The organism is Mesotoga sp. BH458_6_3_2_1 (assembly GCF_003664995.1).
Classification (GTDB): Bacteria; Thermotogota; Thermotogae; order Petrotogales; family Kosmotogaceae; genus Mesotoga.
In genome coordinates this window covers 129,913-149,360 of record NZ_JFHL01000005.1, presented here as the reverse complement: position 1 = coordinate 149,360, position 19,448 = coordinate 129,913, and the positions used below count along the sequence as shown (strand labels likewise).

Annotated in this window: 16 protein-coding genes and 1 tRNA gene; 3 read left to right on the top strand and 14 right to left on the bottom strand. The window is 46.5% G+C overall.

Annotation, left to right across the window (positions count from 1 at the left end; translation table 11 throughout):
* Nucleotides 1–51: 51 nt before the first annotated feature.
* The 11 genes from Y697_RS04675 to Y697_RS04625 all read right to left on the bottom strand — a co-directional run bounded on the left by Y697_RS04675 (nt 52) and on the right by Y697_RS04625 (nt 14,777).
* Nucleotides 52–1,782 (bottom strand): acyl-CoA dehydratase activase, encoded by a 1,731-nt coding sequence (locus tag Y697_RS04675; protein WP_121550516.1) that lies wholly within the window; start codon nt 1,780–1,782, stop codon nt 52–54.
* The gene (locus Y697_RS04670; protein ID WP_121550515.1) at nt 1,779–3,038 is read right to left on the bottom strand and encodes a 2-hydroxyacyl-CoA dehydratase subunit D; all 1,260 of its coding nucleotides are present in this window, start codon (nt 3,036–3,038) and stop codon (nt 1,779–1,781) included. Before Y697_RS04670 ends, Y697_RS04675 begins: the two co-directional genes overlap by 4 nt.
* Nucleotides 3,039–3,213: 175 nt before the next feature.
* The gene (locus Y697_RS04665) at nt 3,214–4,719 is read right to left on the bottom strand and encodes a B12-binding domain-containing radical SAM protein (protein ID WP_121550514.1); all 1,506 of its coding nucleotides are present in this window, start codon (nt 4,717–4,719) and stop codon (nt 3,214–3,216) included.
* Nucleotides 4,720–5,499: 780 nt separating this feature from the next.
* Nucleotides 5,500–7,608: a glycosyltransferase family 4 protein gene (locus Y697_RS04660; protein WP_259462311.1), complete on the bottom strand. Its 2,109-nt coding sequence runs from the start codon at nt 7,606–7,608 to the stop codon at nt 5,500–5,502.
* Between the two features lie 421 nt (nt 7,609–8,029).
* Nucleotides 8,030–8,105: transfer RNA gene (locus Y697_RS04655), tRNA-Ala, on the bottom strand.
* Between the two features lie 54 nt (nt 8,106–8,159).
* Complete coding sequence (locus Y697_RS04650) at nt 8,160–8,720, bottom strand: pyruvate kinase alpha/beta domain-containing protein (protein WP_121550513.1); 561 nt, start codon at nt 8,718–8,720, stop codon at nt 8,160–8,162.
* Nucleotides 8,721–8,727: 7 nt separating this feature from the next.
* Nucleotides 8,728–10,737, bottom strand: a complete 2,010-nt coding sequence (locus Y697_RS04645; protein WP_121550592.1) for a urocanate hydratase — start codon at nt 10,735–10,737, stop codon at nt 8,728–8,730.
* A gap of 81 nt (nt 10,738–10,818) precedes the next feature.
* The gene (locus tag Y697_RS04640) at nt 10,819–11,352 is read right to left on the bottom strand and encodes a DUF6512 family protein (protein WP_121550512.1); all 534 of its coding nucleotides are present in this window, start codon (nt 11,350–11,352) and stop codon (nt 10,819–10,821) included.
* Nucleotides 11,353–11,376: 24 nt separating this feature from the next.
* Complete coding sequence (locus Y697_RS04635; protein WP_121550511.1) at nt 11,377–12,480, bottom strand: aldo/keto reductase; 1,104 nt, start codon at nt 12,478–12,480, stop codon at nt 11,377–11,379.
* 301 nt (nt 12,481–12,781) lie between these two features.
* A complete protein-coding gene (locus tag Y697_RS04630; protein ID WP_121550510.1) occupies nt 12,782–13,852 on the bottom strand; it encodes a winged helix-turn-helix domain-containing protein in 1,071 nt (356 codons plus the stop codon).
* A gap of 88 nt (nt 13,853–13,940) precedes the next feature.
* Complete coding sequence (locus Y697_RS04625; RefSeq protein WP_121550509.1) at nt 13,941–14,777, bottom strand: DegV family protein; 837 nt, start codon at nt 14,775–14,777, stop codon at nt 13,941–13,943.
* A gap of 199 nt (nt 14,778–14,976) precedes the next feature.
* Here Y697_RS04625 and Y697_RS04620 point away from each other — a divergent pair, with 199 nt between their 5' ends.
* From Y697_RS04620 to Y697_RS04615, 3 genes are all read left to right on the top strand, one after another.
* Nucleotides 14,977–16,353, top strand: a complete 1,377-nt coding sequence (locus Y697_RS04620; protein WP_121550508.1) for a protein O-GlcNAcase — start codon at nt 14,977–14,979, stop codon at nt 16,351–16,353.
* Nucleotides 16,354–16,398: 45 nt separating this feature from the next.
* Entirely contained in the window at nt 16,399–16,611 is a 213-nt protein-coding gene (locus tag Y697_RS14580; protein ID WP_183083709.1) for a hypothetical protein, read from the top strand.
* A 296-nt stretch (nt 16,612–16,907) separates the two neighbouring features.
* Nucleotides 16,908–17,180, top strand: a complete 273-nt coding sequence (locus Y697_RS04615) for a hypothetical protein (RefSeq protein ID WP_121550507.1) — start codon at nt 16,908–16,910, stop codon at nt 17,178–17,180.
* A 3-nt stretch (nt 17,181–17,183) separates the two neighbouring features.
* Here Y697_RS04615 and Y697_RS04610 read toward each other — a convergent pair whose 3' ends face one another.
* The 3 genes from Y697_RS04610 to Y697_RS04600 form a co-directional block, all read right to left on the bottom strand.
* Nucleotides 17,184–17,714 (bottom strand): cob(I)yrinic acid a,c-diamide adenosyltransferase, encoded by a 531-nt coding sequence (locus Y697_RS04610; protein ID WP_121550591.1) that lies wholly within the window; start codon nt 17,712–17,714, stop codon nt 17,184–17,186.
* Between the two features lie 73 nt (nt 17,715–17,787).
* Complete coding sequence (locus Y697_RS04605) at nt 17,788–17,976, bottom strand: hypothetical protein (protein WP_121550506.1); 189 nt, start codon at nt 17,974–17,976, stop codon at nt 17,788–17,790.
* Nucleotides 17,977–18,170: 194 nt separating this feature from the next.
* A complete protein-coding gene (locus tag Y697_RS04600) occupies nt 18,171–19,400 on the bottom strand; it encodes an NAD(P)/FAD-dependent oxidoreductase (protein ID WP_121550505.1) in 1,230 nt (409 codons plus the stop codon).
* Nucleotides 19,401–19,448: the final 48 nt, after the last annotated feature.

Below are 19,448 nucleotides of genomic sequence, written 5' to 3'. Positions count from 1 at the left end.
TGCACCTCCTACAGATTTATGACAAATTGAAGGGCGCAGAAGTTCAAAGGCTCATCTAATGTCACTCTCAGAACTTGACTCTCTTGCGAACAGGGCTGCGCCGTAAGCTCCCATGATATCCGGCACGTCGGGAATGAGAATCTCCGTTTTGAAAAACATCTTCAAAGCCTCAACTACTCCGGCATTTCTCGCAACACCTCCAGTGAAAACAAGAGGTGTTGGTGATCCCAGTCTTGAATACATCGCACCCACTCTTCTTGCTATCGCCTTGAACAGACCGGCCGATATATCTTCGATTCCTTCTCCCATTCCAATTAGCGAGACGACTTCAGACTCCGCAAATACGGTGCAAACTGAACTTATCGAAATGTCCTTCTTCGATTTTTGGGCAAGCGAAGACATCTTTTCGGTGTCCAGTTCAAGAGCAGAAGCCATGACCTCAAGAAATCTTCCTGTTCCGGCGGCACACTTATCATTCATTGCAAAGTCTTCAACGTTCCCCTCGGAATTCAAGCGAATAACTTTGCTATCTTGCCCGCCGATGTCAATAATCCCGCGCGCTTCGGGAAAGAGTTCGAAAACACCTCTCGCATGACACGAGATTTCAGTGATCTTATCGCTTGCAGACGAGACAAGCAGTCTTCCATAACCCGTAGAGATGCACTTTCCTATCTGATTTCCATTCTTTCGGGAGAATTCGGTCATCTCCTTCATGATGTCTTCGGCAGTATTTGAAGCCCTAATTCCCGTCCTCACGGTCTTCGAAAATATTATCTTTCCTTTTCCATCAATCAGGACGCCGTTTGTTGTTGTGGAGCCGGAATCAACTCCTGCGTAAATCACCGCTGTTCCCTCCTGAGAATGTAGTACCGATCTGGAGTCGTTCTTTTCCATCAGTGCCCCGATTCTAGTGGTCAGTTGTCCATCGGAATTTAGAGGAAAGTCGAGTTCAACTCTGTATGTCTTCTCTTTGTCAAGGGGACGAACAAAATCAAAGAAGTCGCAGAACTTGGGAACTACAAAGACAGTCGCGTCCGCACTCTCATCTGAAGCTGAAATTCTCTCGGAGAAACGAGCGCAAGGAGATCTCCACTTCAGCAGACGTTCGGCAATCGCCATTAGTGGCTCGATCTTATCGGCAGTCTTACTGGAAAACGGTCTTCTTCCCAGGCAAGTGTCATTGGATACTGTTATTCCGCCGGCCTTCTCTACTGCAGTATCGAAAACCCTCATATCAGTTACTCCCCCAGTTAGTGCAACTCGTTTTCTCGCTCCACCGCTCACGAGATTAGAGGAGTCGATCTCGGCTTTTTTTCCATCCAGCGCCGAAAGATATAGCCTTGACAAGTCGGCCCCCTCTACCCTAATCTCATTTGTAAGGACGTGATCTACGAGATCGTTGAATCGACCGATGCCTTTATGCAGGTTAACAGCAACACCTGAGTTTTCGAGGAAAATCGTCAGATCTCCGATTTCGCCGGAAAGGAATTGTATTGCATCAGCATCTCTCTTCCAAGGAAGTCTGAGGATGAAAACCCTGGCCGATGAAAGTTCGGAAAGAAGATCTCCGATTCTACGCATCGCGTCACAGGAGTCGGCAATCAAGAGACAATCACCTGAATTAAGTTCCATTCCTTTTTCGTAGACCGTCTTTGCATAACCACATAAATTGCATCCTAATTCGTGGCAAGAGATAGGCGTATCGGAGGTAATTCTGTGGAATTCGCTGTCGCTTCCTAGCATTACTTCCATCGGTATGTAACTGCACGAGTAGTAGATCATTTTCTATTCTCCATTATCTCCAGAAATGCTTCTGTCCTTGTTCGTAACTGCCCGGCTCCCTGAGATGCATGGTCAACGCAGTCACCCGTGAGCTCGAGAAAGGAAATATCCTCCTCTTCGAAGACTTTTTTCAAGTAGCTCACTCCTCCTGCCGACTGTCTGCATCCCCAATGAGAAAAGTGGATCACTCCATCGACACTGAAGTTTCGTGCAAGATTCAGGCAGAAATTCCCACGATCGACCACGCTTCCGCAAAGAGGGTTGTATACCAGTTTCTCGGCGAGACTCTCAAGCGGTCGCTGCGGATCGACCGGATACATCCAGTCCCACATCAGCTCGTTCGCAACCACGAGGTTTTTCGATCCCGGGAGGAAGAGATTGAAAAGCTCGTTGTCGTAATAAGGGGGGATGTGAAGCCAGAGTACCTTCCTAGCATTTTCGGGAATCGCTTCAAGCCTCTCGCCAATACTTCTGGAGGCCTCAGCAATTCTGCTGTCGCCGGCCAAAGTATGCAGTACATACAGTGAGTTCATGTGTTCGTAGAGATGCTGAGGCAAATACTCGTCTTTCGCTCTGGACTTTATCTCCTCTAGGTTTTCCATCAGTTCTCGTTCATAAGATAATCTCATTGACAACTCTTCCATCTTGAAAGCGCTCCCGGTGATTTCTTCGATCGTGCCGATAACTGCCTTCAGTTGAGAGACAACATAACCCACGGCCTCCGGCTTTCGACCTCTGGGCACATCTATCAAAATGAAAGGAACGTCGTACTCTCTGGCTATCCTCTTGAATGTCGGAAGATTTCCATCGCAAAGAATGCTTGTCGTCATCACCAACTTCGGTGGAGGTAGAAGTTTTCTCATGGATACTCCGAGAGAAGCTCTATGAAACGTGCACAGGGAATCGCTGATTCCTGCCTGTGAAGAATATGCAATCGCCGTGTCCTCAAGATGCATCGACGAAAGCGCTCCCGAAATGCCTTCGGCCGAGACGGGGTTAAGACCCGCCGAAAGAAGAAGCTCAGAAGGAGCCATTAAGTTCACCCACACCGTACTCGAGCCCTTTATCGCAAGATATACTTCCTCAAGCGCCAGGTGATTGACCGTGTTGACAAATCGTGCTCGATCCCTGTCTGGAAAATGCCTTCTTCTGAAATTCTCAAATCCCATACCAAGCTGAAGCCATTTTTTGAACTTATCAGTATGATCTATGTAATTTCTTAGAAAGCTGCCGAACTTCACGCTCTTTCCTGACATCTATTATGTTCTCACTCCCGCCATAAAGAATCGCTGACATCAATCCGCCCTCATGAGTCGAGATATCGGACTGAATTCAATTATAACCTCTTGCGAAAAAAGAACCTGGAATTAACCGGTCGGCAACTTTCTGTTTCCTATATGTGGGCTCACTTTGAATTTTGGTCTCCGTGACTCAGCGGCTGTTTTCATCCTCTCTGCCTAACCCAAAAGAAAGAGATTTTCGGAAGTGATAGCCATATATCGCAAATTCAACTGAGAGCGGGAATAGCGATGGCTTAAAGAAAGCCGTCCACAGGAGCAACAACCAATAGTTCATTCGACCTTTTTCCCTTATTCCAATTAGCCATAGTGACTTCAGAAAAGCCTTCAGACTATCTGAAAGGGGCCTGACATGTTTAAGCGAATTGGGTTTGTAGTTTTTGAGAAACGTTATTACTCTCTGGCGATATGGTTTTGGAGCGTAAATGTTTCTGAGTATTTTATAGTAACCGTCTACAAGGTTATTGAGATCCATTTTGGGAACTATGTTAGTTAGAATGCTAGTGTTGTTTCCTGAAAACTCCGAAGCGATCCTGTTCTCTTCTTTCAACCTTAGGAAGAGTCTTGTGCCCGTAGGCGCTGTGAGGACACCAACCATTGCCGTCACTATGCCGCTCTTCTGGATGAAATCGATCATGTTCCGAAATACCGAAGGCTTATCGTGATCAAAGCCTACAATGAATCCTCCCTGAACCTGCAGTCCGAACTCCTGCATTTTCTTCACAGAAGAGAGCAAATCTCTGTTTCGGTTCTGGTACTTACCGCATTCAACGAGGCTTTCCTCTTCGGTAGTCTCGATGCCTACGAAGACCGTTCCGAAATTAGCGTCCACCATGAGTCTCATCAGTTCATCGTCATCTGAAAGATCAATCGAGGCTTCCGTATTCAACACAAACGGATAACTCCTGTCTTTCATCCATTCGGCAATAGCCGGAAGAATCTCTCTCTTCAGTTTAGTCTTATTGCCGATAAAGTTATCGTCAACTATGAATACTCCTCCACGCCAGCCGGCCTTATATAATGCTTCCATTTCCCCAATGAGTTTTTCCGCACTCTTCGTCCTGGGAATACGTCCGTTTAGCAGAACAATGTCACAAAACTCACAGTTATAAGGACAACCTCTAGAATACTGGATATTCATAGAAGAGTACTTTCTCATGTCGAGAAGTTTCCATTCAGGAATGGGGCAATTTGAAATATCTGGAAACCCGTCGGACTTGTAAATGTGCTTAGCCTGACCCTTCTCTAAATCATGAAGAAACGGTGCCAGAGTCACTTCTGCTTCACCAAGAACTAGATGATCGACTTCACTGAACTCCTCTGGTCTCGTTGTGAAAAGCGGCCCGCCTGCTATCGTCTTGACGCCCAACTCCTTGCATCTTTGGATAACCTTCTTTGCCGAGTCAAGCTGAATATCCATTGAGCTGATCATCACGTAATCGGACTTCAGGATATCTTCATCACGTAGACTGTCAGTATTCATATCTACGAGTTTCTTCTCCCAATCTTCGGGCAACATAGCGGCAACAGTCATGAGGCCCAGCGGAGGGTACGCCGCCTTTTTTGAGACAAATTTTAAAGCGTGCTTGAAACTCCAAAATGTTTCTGGATATTCTGGATAGACCATCAAAACCTTCATATCTCCACTTCCCTTTTTTATAGTGACACTCGAACCTTTGCTGGAAACACCTTGCTCTGCAAGTTGATGAATTTGTGCAATATCGATAGTGGTTGAGTCTCCAAGTTGTTTGATTTTTGGCTGGACCGACTGGTCTTTGATCTACAAGAATTTCGAAGTATCCACAGATTCCATACTGTTGGAAAGCGTAGTAATTAGTTGAAGACCTAAACACATCACTCATCTCGCAGTGCCATCTAATCAATATTATCACAACGAACCGATCGAAAGGAGTAATCAGTACAACACTGCCCAGCGGATCGGAACTGTCCCCAGCTAATCACAACTATTTGTTTTCAAAGAGAACACCCGCTTGCTCACCGCGCCGTGAATGTCCGCAACGCGATCATGCGTCTTCGTGCCTACTGCAATCATGATCTATTTCGCTCCCTTCGGACAACCCACTTATAACAACGACAAACTAAAATCCTAGATCCCAAGTTAAACCAGGGACAACGAAGAAGGAGAATTTCAAAGACTTCAATTCAGTGTCTTACGTCCCAGTACGATCTTCGGCCGACGTTGCGTCTTCCAGTGTTCTTAGGCACTTGTGCATGTTAACTAAATGTAAATAATGGAGTCTGTCCCCAAGGGAAGGAGAATTTCAAAGACTTCAATTCAGTGTCTTACGTCCCGGTACCATCTTCGGCCGACGCAGCGTCTTCCAGTGTTCCTAGGCACTTATGTATGTTAACGTGATGTAAAAAATGGAGTCTGTCCCCAAGGGAAGGAGAATTGTTTTTAAGAAGTGTAAGAGGACGAAAACATCTTTGCTACAACTGAAATTGAGTATCTCCTGTAAACGGTCTTGCTGCCGTTTTCGGCAATCATTTTCATCTTTCGGGCCGAGTTTTGACGGTCTAGCAGGACTTTCTGAAGGTCGTTCCTTATAGTCGACTCATTGGTCGTATCCATAAGAAAACCGTTTTTTTCGTGACGTATATAGCTCTTCACCCCTCCTCGCCTGGGTCCTATTGCAACGAAACCGGCCGCCATAGCCTCGAGAATCGCAATGCCAAACTCCTCTTTGAAAGAAGGTGCAACATAGATGGGGGGCCAGGGAGTAGTCTTTACATGTGCGATGCTGTTCTCAAGACATCTTATCCTATCATTATTCATCGCAGGCAAGTGACAGAACCTACCCTGAATTTTGCGGTTTTCCTGCGCGTACTTTCTTATCTCTTCCAGTTCGTTCAGCTCAATTTGATTTGGATTCTCTATGTCTCCTCCAATAATAACCAGATTGAATGAGTCCCTGAGCTGTGAATCTCCCCAGGCCTTTAGCAGTTTTGTCTGTCCCTTTGCAGGATCGAGCCTGCCAATCGTAAGCAGAAGCGGGTTTTCCCTGAATGCGCGGTCGAGAAAGAATTCTCTGTTTTTGTCAAACAAAATCGAGAAGAGTGGGCCTTCGACGGCAATGGGACATTCATTACTTAGTGAGATGCCCTCAGGCATCATTTCAAGTTTTTTCGCGACACTCTTCTCGACAAGCTGAGGATAATAGGATAAGAGCTGACTGTGACTTTCTTCCGCACCGATACCAAATAATCTGTCGCACTCTCTCACCATTGAGTGTGAGATCTCCACTCTTGATGTCTCCTTCAATGCCTTGATTGAATCCAGGCTGATGAGATCTCCGTTATGATCGGAAAAGCTTCGCTGCGGATCTGGAGTTATCGTGAAGAACGACTTCGAGTTCATCTCATTAGCCAAATGGAGCATTGAATAGGAAGCATAATCGGAAAAGCGCATGTGAAATTGTGCTGGATGAATACCACCAATCGCGAGAATATCACTTACGTTTGATAGAACGTCCAACCTTCCTTCTAGAAAACTATCTGCCTTCACTTTCTCATAGTCAATTAACGGCACATAAATGAAGAGATGCCGCTCTCTTTCTTTGTTTAACAAGAGATTGTTTTTCAACAGGTCTTTGGCATCGATCGGAACGACTGTAATCACGCCCGGAAGAGTCTCAGACAGCTTATTGCCAAGTGTTCTAAGGAAGGTTCCAATGCCTCCGCTAGAACCTTTCCCCGCCTTCAGCGGATCACCATAAAAGCTGAACTGAACCAGAGGATTTCCGATAATTGAGTGATTTCCCAGATTCTTCAGGGACTCACGGAGCGTACTGATTGAGGTATCGGAACTGAGTATGGGATGATTTGGAGGCAGATCGATCCCATATCTGGTAGCCTTCATTAAGCCCATAAGGGCGAGAGATTTGTCAGATCCATCAATTCTGTTAAGCATATCTCTGATGAGCATCTCGTTCCCATCCGCCAGGTACAGCAGAGATCGCCGAATGCTTCTCTCTTTTTCCCAGAGACTCAGCAGGAGATCCGCGTCCCAATCCTTCCTTTGACTCAGAATTGCCGATTCAGCAACTATCGGCAGCAGCTCTCTCGAAAAAACCGCTTCCAGCTCTTGACTACGGAGCAGTCGGGCGAGGAGAAAATCCGTTTCTTCAGAGATTCCTGCCAAACTCAGGACACTATTCTCATGGACTTCCTTTCCAGCTCGAACCATGCCTCTCAGAAGCGACGTCATCAGAAGACTGTCTCCTCTCCACTCCTTTGCTTGATCGTCGAACTTCTCTGGGCTCAGAAGCTCCCCTATCCTGATCGCTGCCAGGATTCTTAGCAGAGAATTCTCATGTCTAGCTATTTCGGAGAGTTTCTCGCGATTATTGAGCATGTTTATAAGATTAATAGCAGCAGCGAATCCATCTGCAATCTGCCCGCTCTTACTTACGACTTCACAGGCAGATTCAAAAGTCATCAGAGATCGATCCACTGAATCAGAGGTTTCTCGAATTGTATCAATAAGGAGTGCACCTGCTTCCTTCACTTTCTCACCTCACTGATCATCATACCAGCGACTTAACGTTCTAAATAAGTGAAAGTCAAACTCTACGTACGATGTCTTTTTAGTCTTGACTCACCGCGACTACCTCACAAAAGGATTACGTCCCGCCTCAGTACTGACTTTAGATCTCTCTTTTGACGAGGACGTCGAGATTTCTCAAGACTATTGCTATAGGTACCCAGAAAGAGCACTAAATACTCCGACCGGTGACGACACCTTTCCTACCATCACAGATATTATCTCTTCAGGATATAAATAGGCTCTGTGTCTTAAGTAGATCAACCCTTATAGAAGCCTCCGCTTCTAATGAAGGCCACTCTTTGACACTTTTTTCACTGCAAAGAGATCTACAGAGTGGCATATCACAAGGAGCAAATAAAAAAAAGGGGAGAAATCTCCCCTCTGGTGGAGCCGAGGGGATTCGAACCCCCGGCCTCCGCCTTGCGAAGGCGGCGCGCTCCCAGCTGTGCTACGGCCCCACACAAGATTGATTATAGCCCGAATTATCAAGGAATTCAATCTATCACGAAAAATCAAAGGCTCGAAGGAATCCCAATCAGCTCTCCAAATTCAAAGAGACTCAGATCAATGGAATGACACGGTTTGACAATGTAGGCAGTATCTATTCCATGTCCGGTTCCTCCCGAGGTGATCGCCCAGTCGCCGACTCTTATCAATCCGGCGTCGGCAGCCATGATCGCGATCTCCACGGCCACCTTCGTTCCCTGACCGAATAGCCGCAGAGCAGTCGCAAATACCTGAGGCGGATAGACCCCACCGTTCGCCTTGGCAAAGGCGCCATCAATACCCCGAAAGAGATGAGTCGCCGTCAACAAAGAGTGCCTGCTACCTGCGTAAAGCTTCCTGATCGCCGGATCGAATTCATCACCGTTTGGCTCCCTGAAGCCCACGCTATGAGTAACAACGGTCAGTTTAACTGAATCGGGGACGAGCTCATGGGCAATTTCTGCGACTCTTCCACTAGTCGAAGGCAAAACCACATCCCTGATCCGCGTTTCCTCCGATCGCTGGAAAATCCTTTGAAGAAGAGCTCTGGTAGTCTCTTCATCACTCTTAGAGAAATACATAGTCATTCACTCATCACTCCCAATCCACAATCTTCATCGTCTTTTTGATTATCTCTTCCTCCACCAGGAATGGAAGAGTAATCTGCTCGCTTCTCCCTTTCTCTTTGTTGAATTCGGAGGCAACCAACAGGGCATTTTCGTTTCTCGCCCAGGCTCTCCTTGCAACACCGCTCATGACATCCCAGGATATTGATGTCTTGATTATCTCATCAACTCTCCGACTTCCGTCTAGAACAAGCCCAAATCCTCCGTTTATTGCCTTCCCTATTCCCACTCCACCCCCATTGTGAAGCGAGACCATGCTCATACCTCGGGCCGCATTTCCTGCAAAGCACTGTGTTGCCATGTCTGCCATGACATTACTTCCGTCCTTAATATTTGCGGTCTCCCTGAAAGGCGAGTCCGTTCCTCCGGTGTCGTGATGATCTCTTCCTATCACTACCGGTCCTATCTCTCCATTTCTAACCATGTCATTGAATTCCAGGGCAATATCGCGCCTGCCTGACGCATCCTGATACAGTATTCTTGCCTGAGTACCTACAACCAACTTGTTTTTGTCTGCATCCTTTATCCACATGTAGTTGTCTCTGTCCTGTCCACGGCGTTCTGGATCGATACATCTCAGTGCGGCAGCATCTGTTTTGAGTAGATCTTCCTTTCTCCCGCTCAGACACACCCAGCGAAAGGGACCGTAACCGAAATCGAACAACATGGGGCCCATGATGTCCTCGACGTACGACGGGAAGATGAATCCTTCAGAAGTGTCTAATCCGTTCTTAGCGATTTCCTTTGCTCCTGCATCAAAGACTGCCTTCATAAAAGAGTTCCCGTAATCGAAGAAGTAAGTTCCCCCTTTCACCAGCTGTCTAATGCATTCGAAGTGCTTAATGAGAGATTTGTCCACGGCCTCTCTGAATTTGCGCTTGTCCGTTCTGAGGAGTTCTGTTCTCTCCTCGAATGTAAGTCCCTGAGGACAGTAGCCGCCGTCGTACGGAGCATGACAAGACGTCTGGTCCGAAAGAAGCTCAATGTTCAAACCTTTCTCAACCGCAAATTCCAGTAGATCGACTATGTTTCCGTGGAAGGCAATCGCATGACTCTCATTGTTCCTGGTCTTTCTTTCTGCCAGCTCAAAGGCCTTCTCGGGCACTTCTACAACTTCATCGATCCAGCCCTGCTCCAATCTAGTCCTAATTCTCGACCGGTCAACCTCGGCAATAATTCCCACACCGCCGGCTATCTTGACTGCCTTTCCCTGGGCTCCGCTCATCCCTCCGAGGCCAGAGGAAACAAAGAGATGTCCTCGAAGATCACCGTCGTCTGCAATTCCCAGCTTCAGCCTTCCGGCGTTGAGGATCGTGTTGAACGTACCGTGAACTATCCCCTGAGGCCCGATGTACATCCATCCACCAGCAGTCATCTGTCCGTAATTGGCTACTCCCAGAGCCTGAGCCTTGATCCACTGCTCCTGGTTATCGAACATTCCCACCATAAGCGCATTGGTGATAATGACCCTCGGGCTTGAACTACCCGATTTGAATAGGCCAAGCGGGTGTCCGGACATTACCACAAGAGTCTGCTCATCGGTCAGCTCCTCGAGATATCTCTTAATAAGCCTGTACTGCATCCAGTTCTGGCAGACCTGCCCAGTCTCTCCATAAGTTACCAGTTCGTAAGGGTAAAGGGCCACTTCGAAGTCAAGATTATTGTCGATCATTACCTGGAATGCCTTACCCTCAATGCATTTTCCTTTGTACTGATCGATTGGCTTTCCCTTTATCTCACCCTGAGGACGATAACGGTATCCGTAGATCCTTCCCATGGTCAAAAGCTCTTGAAGAAACTCAGGAGCTAGCCTGTCATGAAGTCCTGTCGGTATATAACGAAGCGCATTATGCAACGCAAGTTCAATCTCTTTCCGGGAGAGATTGAGCTCTCTTTTCGGCGCCCTTCTAATTCCTTGCCTAAAGACAGGATCTGGTGGCAAACTCTCATCTAATTTGATCTCCATCGATCCGTACATATCTGCGGAAAGCAAAACGAAACCTCCTTTCTCAACACTTATCTGTAGTTATTGGGTAAACGCTCTCAATTGAAGAAAGCTCTACTGAATACCGTAACCCCCCGTCAAAGAGTCCTTGAAAGGCTCCCAGTGAGGTGGAATGAACGTAAATACTACGAAAGCAACTCCGAGCGCGAAAAGCATTACTAATGACAATAGGGCCAATGCTCGACCGATTTCCACCCTCGAAGAGACAAAATAAGAAACCACCTGCCCGAGCGCCACTGCGATAGCCATAAGAAGTATGTCGATAATCAAGACATGATGGATAAAGAGAGTATAGAAATAAAAGCCTCCTAGAATAGTGCCGCACATGATATATATGCCCAGCGTCTTTCCAAGGATCAAGGATGGGAATGTGATCTCTTTGCACAAGATGGCCTCAAGAACTAGAAGGACAATTCCTGGAAGGAATACCATTTTCAGGTGCTCCCAGATACTTTCATTGACGGGAGTCAGAGCACCAACGACAATATTGCCGTTACTCCATTCATAGACCATATGGAGAAGAGCACCAAGAAAGAATATGAAAAAGAAACCGAAGACCTCCCATTGGAAAAACCTCGTTTTGTTCATAAGAGCCCCCGTTGGAGTTTCTGATTACCAGACATACCCTTCCGTAATCTTGGACTTCACGATTCTAAGCTTCCTCGGAATATCTATCCCGTAAGGACATCGCTCGTTGCATATGCCGCAGTCGGTACAGGCATCGACACCGGGAATCATTGATTTATATTCAGCAATACCCTGATCTTCGCTTCCAAACCAGTGAGCGAGTCTGTCCCTTAAGGCATAGTCTGCAGCGCTTCTAACTTTTCCATCCAACATCTGCCTGTCGTAACGACCCTCTGCAAGAAAATGACCGGGAATGTTAATGCCCTGAGGGCATGGGAGACATTTCATGCACTGTCTGCAAACGTAATTGCCGAGTTCTGGTCCCTCAAAAAACAGCCGCTCGAGCTCTTCAGGAGAAAAGGGGTCTTTCTCTATCAACTTCAGATCCTCTTCAAGCTGATCCAGAGAATTGATCCCACTGACGATGCACGAAACAGGTATTGTCTTAGTATATCTGAAGGCATTCTCAACGCTTCTCCAGAGGTAGCCGTCTGCCAGAGATTTCATTGCGACAATTCCAATATTGTTCGACACCGCATATGGAATGACTTTCGTTTCTATTTCGGGGAAGTTGAATCTGTCGTAATAGTTCATCTGTGTCATGAAAAGATCGAAGGGGTACTCTTTAAGCGCCTTTAGAAGCGTTCCTCCGTAACCGTGACTGGTTATACCCACATATCTTATTAGGCCTTCCCTTTTCGCCCATTCCACCGTTTTCAACGCTCCATCCGAGGAAGAAATGGCTTCCCAGTAGTCGTTTTTGGTTACGGCGTGAAGGAAGAGGATATCTATGTGATCCCTTCCGAGTGCCTTAAGGGTAGATAATAAGTCTTTTTCCGAAGATTGCCTCTCTCTGCTTCCTGTCTTGGAGGCTACTACAATTCCTTCCTTTGGAAGTACTGTGGAGAGCTTTCTCTCAGATACACCGTCACCATAAGATCTTGCGGTTTCGAAGTAATTGCCACCCGCCTCCAGGTATCTCTTCACAATCTCTTTTACTGTGTCAAGCTCAATTTCAAGCAGATGAAACCCTCCCAACCCCAAAAGGGAGAGCTCAAGTCCTGTCTTCCCAAGTTTACGATATTCCATTCACTCACCCCCAATTACAATGTTACTACGGCAATTATCAAATATTGTGATTCTCTCCCAGTAAGATTTCAATAGAATACACCTAATCACTCACCAAAAGCGGAACAATTCTAGACGAAGTGTCGTTAACCCTACAAGAAAACAATGACTGGTGGCACGAATCCTCCATCGCAATTTCAAAGAGACTCGGTCTCCTACCACCCGGCCCGGCCGCTTTCCGGGCTCCTTATTTCGGAAGAGAGAACAGATCGAAAGAGTGAGATTTCATGATAGGTAAATGGCCGCAAGAGGGACCAGTTAACTAGCTCGGGGCGTCAAGTACACATGTCAACATTTCGATCACTTCATCTCTGTCGGCTGTGAAGATAATCCGATCGTTCAGACGAAAAGTCTTGACCAGTCCACATGCTACCAAGGCCGAGAAAGCCTCTGTCAACTCCGCGTTAGACAACTTCATTGATCGCGACAGCTCGTAGCCGGTAAGACGTTTCCCAAAAAGTGCATTGAGCAGTCTTATGCGATTCGGATTTGAGAGAGCTCCGTATCTTCTGGAAGCAATACTGACCGAATCTCTTTCGAGAACAGAACTGACGAAATTGAAGCCAACGATGAAGACATCGCTCTCAGAACGCGGATGAAAAATACCGCCCTGAGCGTTCTCTATGAAATATGAAAGGACTAGAAGGATCTTCCGGTCCTCATCGAGTTCTTCATAATGCAAATTGTCCGTGAGCTTCAGGAGATACCCGTTGCCGTGGGTGGAGAGATTTCTTTGGAGGTATTCCTGACTTTCTTTCAACTTCTTCTCATCGTAGGGAGAGGTTGAATACACATGTTCTTCATACCACTGCAAGAGATGAAGGTAGTCATCCTTCATCTTTTCCGGATCCGATATGAAATCAAGCATAACCGCCTTTTGCTGAGGTGTAAGAACAGCCTTTTCCGCAAGGAAGACGAGTGCCTCCTTTTGGTCGTCCAGTATTTTGTCTACAACCCCTTCATCGTACCCGACAGATCTCGGTCCTAACCCAATCAACAAGAAATCCTTTATCATGTCTTTCGGAGAGACTAAGGCGATTTTCTGCAACAAAGCTTGAACACTTTCGAAACTCTCTTCAGACATGACAGGACTTATTCTCATTCCAAGCGGTGCTTTCCAGTCGAAGTACAGACTCATTTTCTCGAGAATCGTTTCCGGCAGCTTCTTCTTGGTAGTCCTTACCCATTCGGCAAGCTCTCCCACGGGACGGTAGCCCGGAGTCAGTTCCAAAAAGTGCTTTGTCAGTCTCTCGTCATTTGTTAGTCGATATATGCTCGGCAGGAAATCGAAGGCCCTTCCAAACCTTATCTTAACTCTTTCAAGCGCATTCAAAGTCTTTTCACCTCCCGGATGATGAATATGAGATGAACTTGTTTCTTATACTGTCTCTTGCCAAGTACATAAAAGGTCTTTGAGCTTCTTACTTCATTTCGCTGACTATACCGATTCCTTGAGGGCCGAGATGAGTACCGATTACCGGCTCAATAATCCTGCTTTCGATTTCTGCTCCGGGAGCCTCTTCACGGAACATCTTCTCTGCGGCTACAGCATCTTCCTTTCTCCAAATCGTCAGCACTCTCACTCTTCGGAGATTCTCGGGTGGAATCTCTTTGAGAACGTGGCTAACAAGGCTTTCAAGCAATTTCTTATTCCCTCTGACGTTTTCTACAGGTTTAAGCTCGCCCTCGTCAAGCTGGATTAGCGGCTTCATCTTCAATAGGTTTCCCATCAGAGCTTTGGCCTTTCCAATCCTTCCACCCTTCTGCAAGTAACTTAAATCATCAGTTGAACAGAATGTTCTGGTCTTGTTGTGGAAGTTTGAAGCGTATTCGACTAGCTCTTCAATGGAAGCGCCCTTTTGAATCATGTCACCGAGGTTTTTCACAAGCAGTCCCGTTCCATCGGCTATCAGCTGCGAATCGACTACATGTATGGGCTGTTCAAAATCTCCTGCGGCAATAGTTGCGGAAACGCTTGTGCCACTCAATTTACCAGAGAGAACGGGGACTATCAAAACCTCGTATGTCTTGAGTGCCTCCTCAAAAACTTCTATGAAGTCTTGGGGAGAAGGTTGTGAGGTACTGGGCAGTTCAGAGGCAGAACCCAACTCCTCGTAATATTTGTCTAGATCGAGATCAACAGATTTAGAGTACTTGCCACCTCTATTGATATACAGCGAAACGATTCGAACATCGTATTTCTGTACCTCCTCAGGGGTCAAATTACACGTATTATCGGTGACCAGACCTATTTTCATTCTACCTACCTCCTTCAGTAGACTAGACTATTCTACAATTATAGCGTTCAGAGACAAAACCTACTGAAGATTTCGATGTCATTTCTCGAAACTCTCCGCACTCTTTTAAAATCTCGCCCTGAGAAAGCGCAGATTTCTGCAGAAACGAAAGCGTCGTGATAGACTTTTTGGAAATAGAAGGGCCAAAGGAGTTGATTTCATGTATTTTGAGATTAGGGGCGTTGTTGAGGGATTCTACGGCACCCCCTGGGCAATGGAGAAGAGGCGAGAGATCATGAAGTTTTTGGGAGAGCACAAGTACAATCTTTACATATACGCTCCGAAAGACGATCAGCTCCACAGGAAGAGATGGCGAAATATGTACGACGAGGATTTCAAAAGCGAGTTCTCAAAATTGGTCGTTGAAGGTTCGTCGTGGGGGGTAACCGTTGCATTTTCCGTCAGCCCTGGACTTGCCGTGAAATACTCTAGCGATTCAGATGTCGATATCATGATTTCGAAGTTCATTGAAATGGCAAATGTTGGAGTTCGTTCTTTTGCGCTTTTCTACGATGATATTCCAGAGACTCTTGTCCATGAAGAGGACATTAGGGAGTTCACTTCCCTTGCACAGGCCCAATCCTTCTTCGCAAATACGGTGTACAGATCGCTTAAAAGGAAAGTAGAAAATATTTCCAGCTTCATTGTGTGTCCGACTCATTACCACGGCAAAGAGATCACCGAATACATGCGAACGCTCGGCAAAGAACTCGACAGAGATATCTCGATCATGTGGACAGGGCCCGGTATCTGTTCGGAAAGAATTTCTGCTGAAAATGCCAGGTTGGCCGAAATGGCATTCGAGAGAAAGCCTTTATTCTGGGATAATTATCCCGTAAACGATGCGTTCATGGTCCCCGAGCTGCATGTCGGTCCTTATGAAGGAAGAGATCCCGAGATTGTTGAACACAGTGAAGGAATTGTGCTGAATCCAATGATCCAGCCCTGCGCATCTAAGATAGCTCTCTGCTCGGCTGCCGAATTCCTTTCAGATCCTTATGGATTTGAAGTCGAAGAATCCTGGTCTCGTGCTGTCAAGGAGATCGCTCCGTCGTGCGAAGAAGAGATGAAGATCTTCTGTGAATACTATCTAATGAGTCCCATTCATCGAGGCCACTCGAAGAGGCTTGTTGATACTCGAGACTCTTTAGCGCTTCTGATATCTCAGAACAGATGGTCACAAGTGCAAGAACTACTCATGCAAGAGGCGAAGAGGATTTCTGAATCGGCCGAGGTTCTTAAGGAGACGCTGCCAACCAGTTTGATGGAAGAAATCGAACCATGGATTCTTGAATTCTCACTTTGGGGAAAGGTACTTCGTGCCGCGGCAGAAATAGTATCAGCAAGACTTCTTATGTTTGCACAGACTGTAACAGAAGAAGAGATTTCCGAAAGCCATGATTTGTGCATCGAAGCAGAATCTGCTCTTTGCGAATTAGTGAAGGCTGACACGCTTTCGGGAGGGACTCTCTTCAGAGAGTCAATTCATGAGATTCTAGTAAGGGTAAAAGGCTTCACGAAACTTCTCCTGAACTAGGCTTTTTCTTGTGCTATCATTTTTTGAGACTGACTGCCTGCGCGTATGTTAGCAGGGGATATCGATTCTGAGGAGGGGAGATACTTGAACATAATCAAAAAGGAAGAGCTGAAACCTAAGTGTCCTTACTGTGAGTCAGATCTTTCGGATATTTTCTTTAAGCAGAAGGGGCCCGGCCTGTTGTTCAGCAAAACGGCAGTATACTTCTGCCCTCACTGCCGCAAGGTACTCGGCATTGGAAGAAGCAACATAGGTTAGAAATTTTGAACAGAAGTCTCTAGCTCTGTCTTTTCTGCGCAATGCAAAGTCAGTATCGATGCGACTCTTAAAATCTGCCTCAATCATCCTGGAGCAAACTGTCTTGAAGTCCCGTCAATACACTGAACCGATCAGGATAGTCTGACTCCATTATTCCGTTTGGTGAAACAATCCCTAATAGTTTCGTTTGCGAATTGTAGAAAATAAATTACCGACTGAATTATGTGTTTTAGTTGGAATTGATCTGTAACATGTTGTATAATAATTTAGACTTGCGCGGGAGGGAGATTTTTGAGTTGACTTCGAACCTTGAAGACTCATATTCGATACTTACTGTCAGGGATTTTGGAAGGGCCTGGCGTAGGCGTACTGCACGAATTATTCTGAAGAAATCAGTTGTGAGCGAGGTCGAACTCGAAAACATCACTCACCAAATATGGGAGACTTCGGGACAGGATGTCGACGAGATGATAACCGTCTTCTACCTGCCTGGAATGGATACGGACTCGGTGGCTTACAGTTTCGGTTCATGCATGAAGGACGGAGTAGCGAGAGTAAGCTATCGATAACACTTACTTCACATCTCTCTTGTAGACAATCTTACCTGCCTTATACTCTTCATACCTTGCAAGCATGAAGAGAAGATCGGAAAGCCTGTTGATATATTTAAGTAAGACGCTGTCGATCTTTTCGGTTCTCGAGAGCGCAATTACCCGCCTTTCAGCCCTTCTGGCTACAGTTCTACAAATGTCAAGCTTCGAGGAGGCAACAGTGCTTCCTGGGATCACGAATCCCTCGAGTTTTACTTCCGACTCGTATCTGTGTACGAGATCAGTAAGCACTTGGACATCGGCCTCTTCAATCGGCTCAACATAATCAATATCTTTTGAAGCCAGCTGGCCGGCGGCCTTGAATAGAGAACGCTGAATCTTGACCAGATGATGGGCGACTTCTTCTCTGGAGAAATGCTTAGCTTCGCCGAGAAAAGAGCTCAACTCGTCTATCGTTCCATACGCTTCAACACGTTCGCTGTCTTTCTCTATTCTTTCTCCACTCCAGAGGCTCGTTTCCCCTCCATCACCGGTCCCAGTACTTATACTCAGACGAATACCCCCAATGCGTTGCAGAATTCTCTGCCGTACGAGTCTCAATAACAATAATCTAAACTGGAAGAGATTACCGTTCATGTTTCCAGGAGTAAGAGTGAGGACCCTTGTTGACGATCTGTTCAATGAGTCTTTCATACTCTCTTCTGACTCTTCTGGGAGCATTCGCTTTCAGTTTCCAACTTGTCCCTGATTCCTTCAGATAATCCTGATCGATCTCAATCCAGTCATCAAACCACTTCGGTTTCTTAACCTCCACAATGCACCTCCGAAAGAGGACCATAGAGACAACAAAATACGTTGTTCAGTGGCAGCGCGTTTGCTTCCCGAAAAACTCTCTGTCTCCATGAAACTTGAGGTGGGTAGGTCAACGAACTCTGTTCTATGCTCTATCAATCTTAACATATTGTTTTCTTCATAAACAATAAAATGAGGAATAGCTGCTTGTCGGTTTCACTCTCTTGACGTCTTGACCTTGATCGTCTTGCCGGCCAAATAACCCGTCGAGAAGGCCGCCTGGAGATTGTAGCCTCCCGTCTCGCCATCGAAATCCAGAACTTCTCCCGAAAAGAAGAGATTGGCAACGAGTCTAGATTCCATTGTCTTAGGATTGACTTCTGATAAGGAGACTCCTCCTCTTGTAACCATCGCCTGAGAAAAGTCTCCGATTGATTCTATAACGTAACTTGACTCGAAGAGGTTTTTAATCAACGCCTTTCTCTCCTCTTTTTTCAGTTCTGAACATGATCTTTGAGCGACCCCTGAGATTTCCACGATCTTCGTGAGGAGTCTGTCGGGGATGTCCAGCAAGGAATTCAGAGCAGTCTTTACAAGCTTCTTGCCTTCGTTGGTGAAGAGCTCGATAAGTTTGGCTTCGAGTTTCTCACGTGGGAGACCGCTAATGTTCAACTTTATGATGTCTTCGGGTTCCGCTTCTCTGGAAAGATGGAGAATTGCCGGCCCCGAAAAACCCTCATGGGTGAAGAGAAGGTCTTCACTCCGACCGGTTAACTTCTTCTGATTTCTCCACAACGTGACGTCTGCTTCTTTCAGAGAGATTCCGGCCAGATCTGACAATGCGAAATCCTTAATTGAAACTGAGGTGAGCGCTGGCCTGGGCGGGACAATGCTGTGGCCAAGCATTTCTGCCAAGAAGTAACCGTCCCCCGAAGAGCCCGTCTCTTGATAGCTCTTTCCTCCGGCAGCGATCACCAGATAATCTGCGTCTATCTCACCAGCTTGAGTGCTGAGCTTAAACCGACCTGAAGGAGTCAGTTCGATTCCCCTTGCTCCGCAGCCGTATCTGATCTGTATTCCCTGTTTCTCGCACTCGCCGAGAAGCACTTCAAGAACATCTCTTGCAGAGTATGTGGCCGGAAAGACCTTGCCATCCTCCCTGCTGAAAAGCGGCAGCCCTCTCTGTTCGAAGAAATCTCTCAATCTATCTGAATCAAAGGCCATCAATGAAGGTTTCAAAAATCTTCCCGCACCGAAATATCTCTTGAGCATGGCAGCTGTTGGTTCATCATTTGTCAAGTTGCATTGTCCTCCGCCGGAGAGCAGAAGCTTCTTTCCCGGTGAACTTGTCTTCTCAATAATAGTCACGTTTCTTCCCATCGTAGTGCAGCTTATTCCCGCGAAGAGTCCGGCGGGGCCGGCGCCGATTATCACTACATCTCTCATAATTCTTCCTCCTGTTTTGCAGTTCGATTTCGAGGACAATCGAGCTAA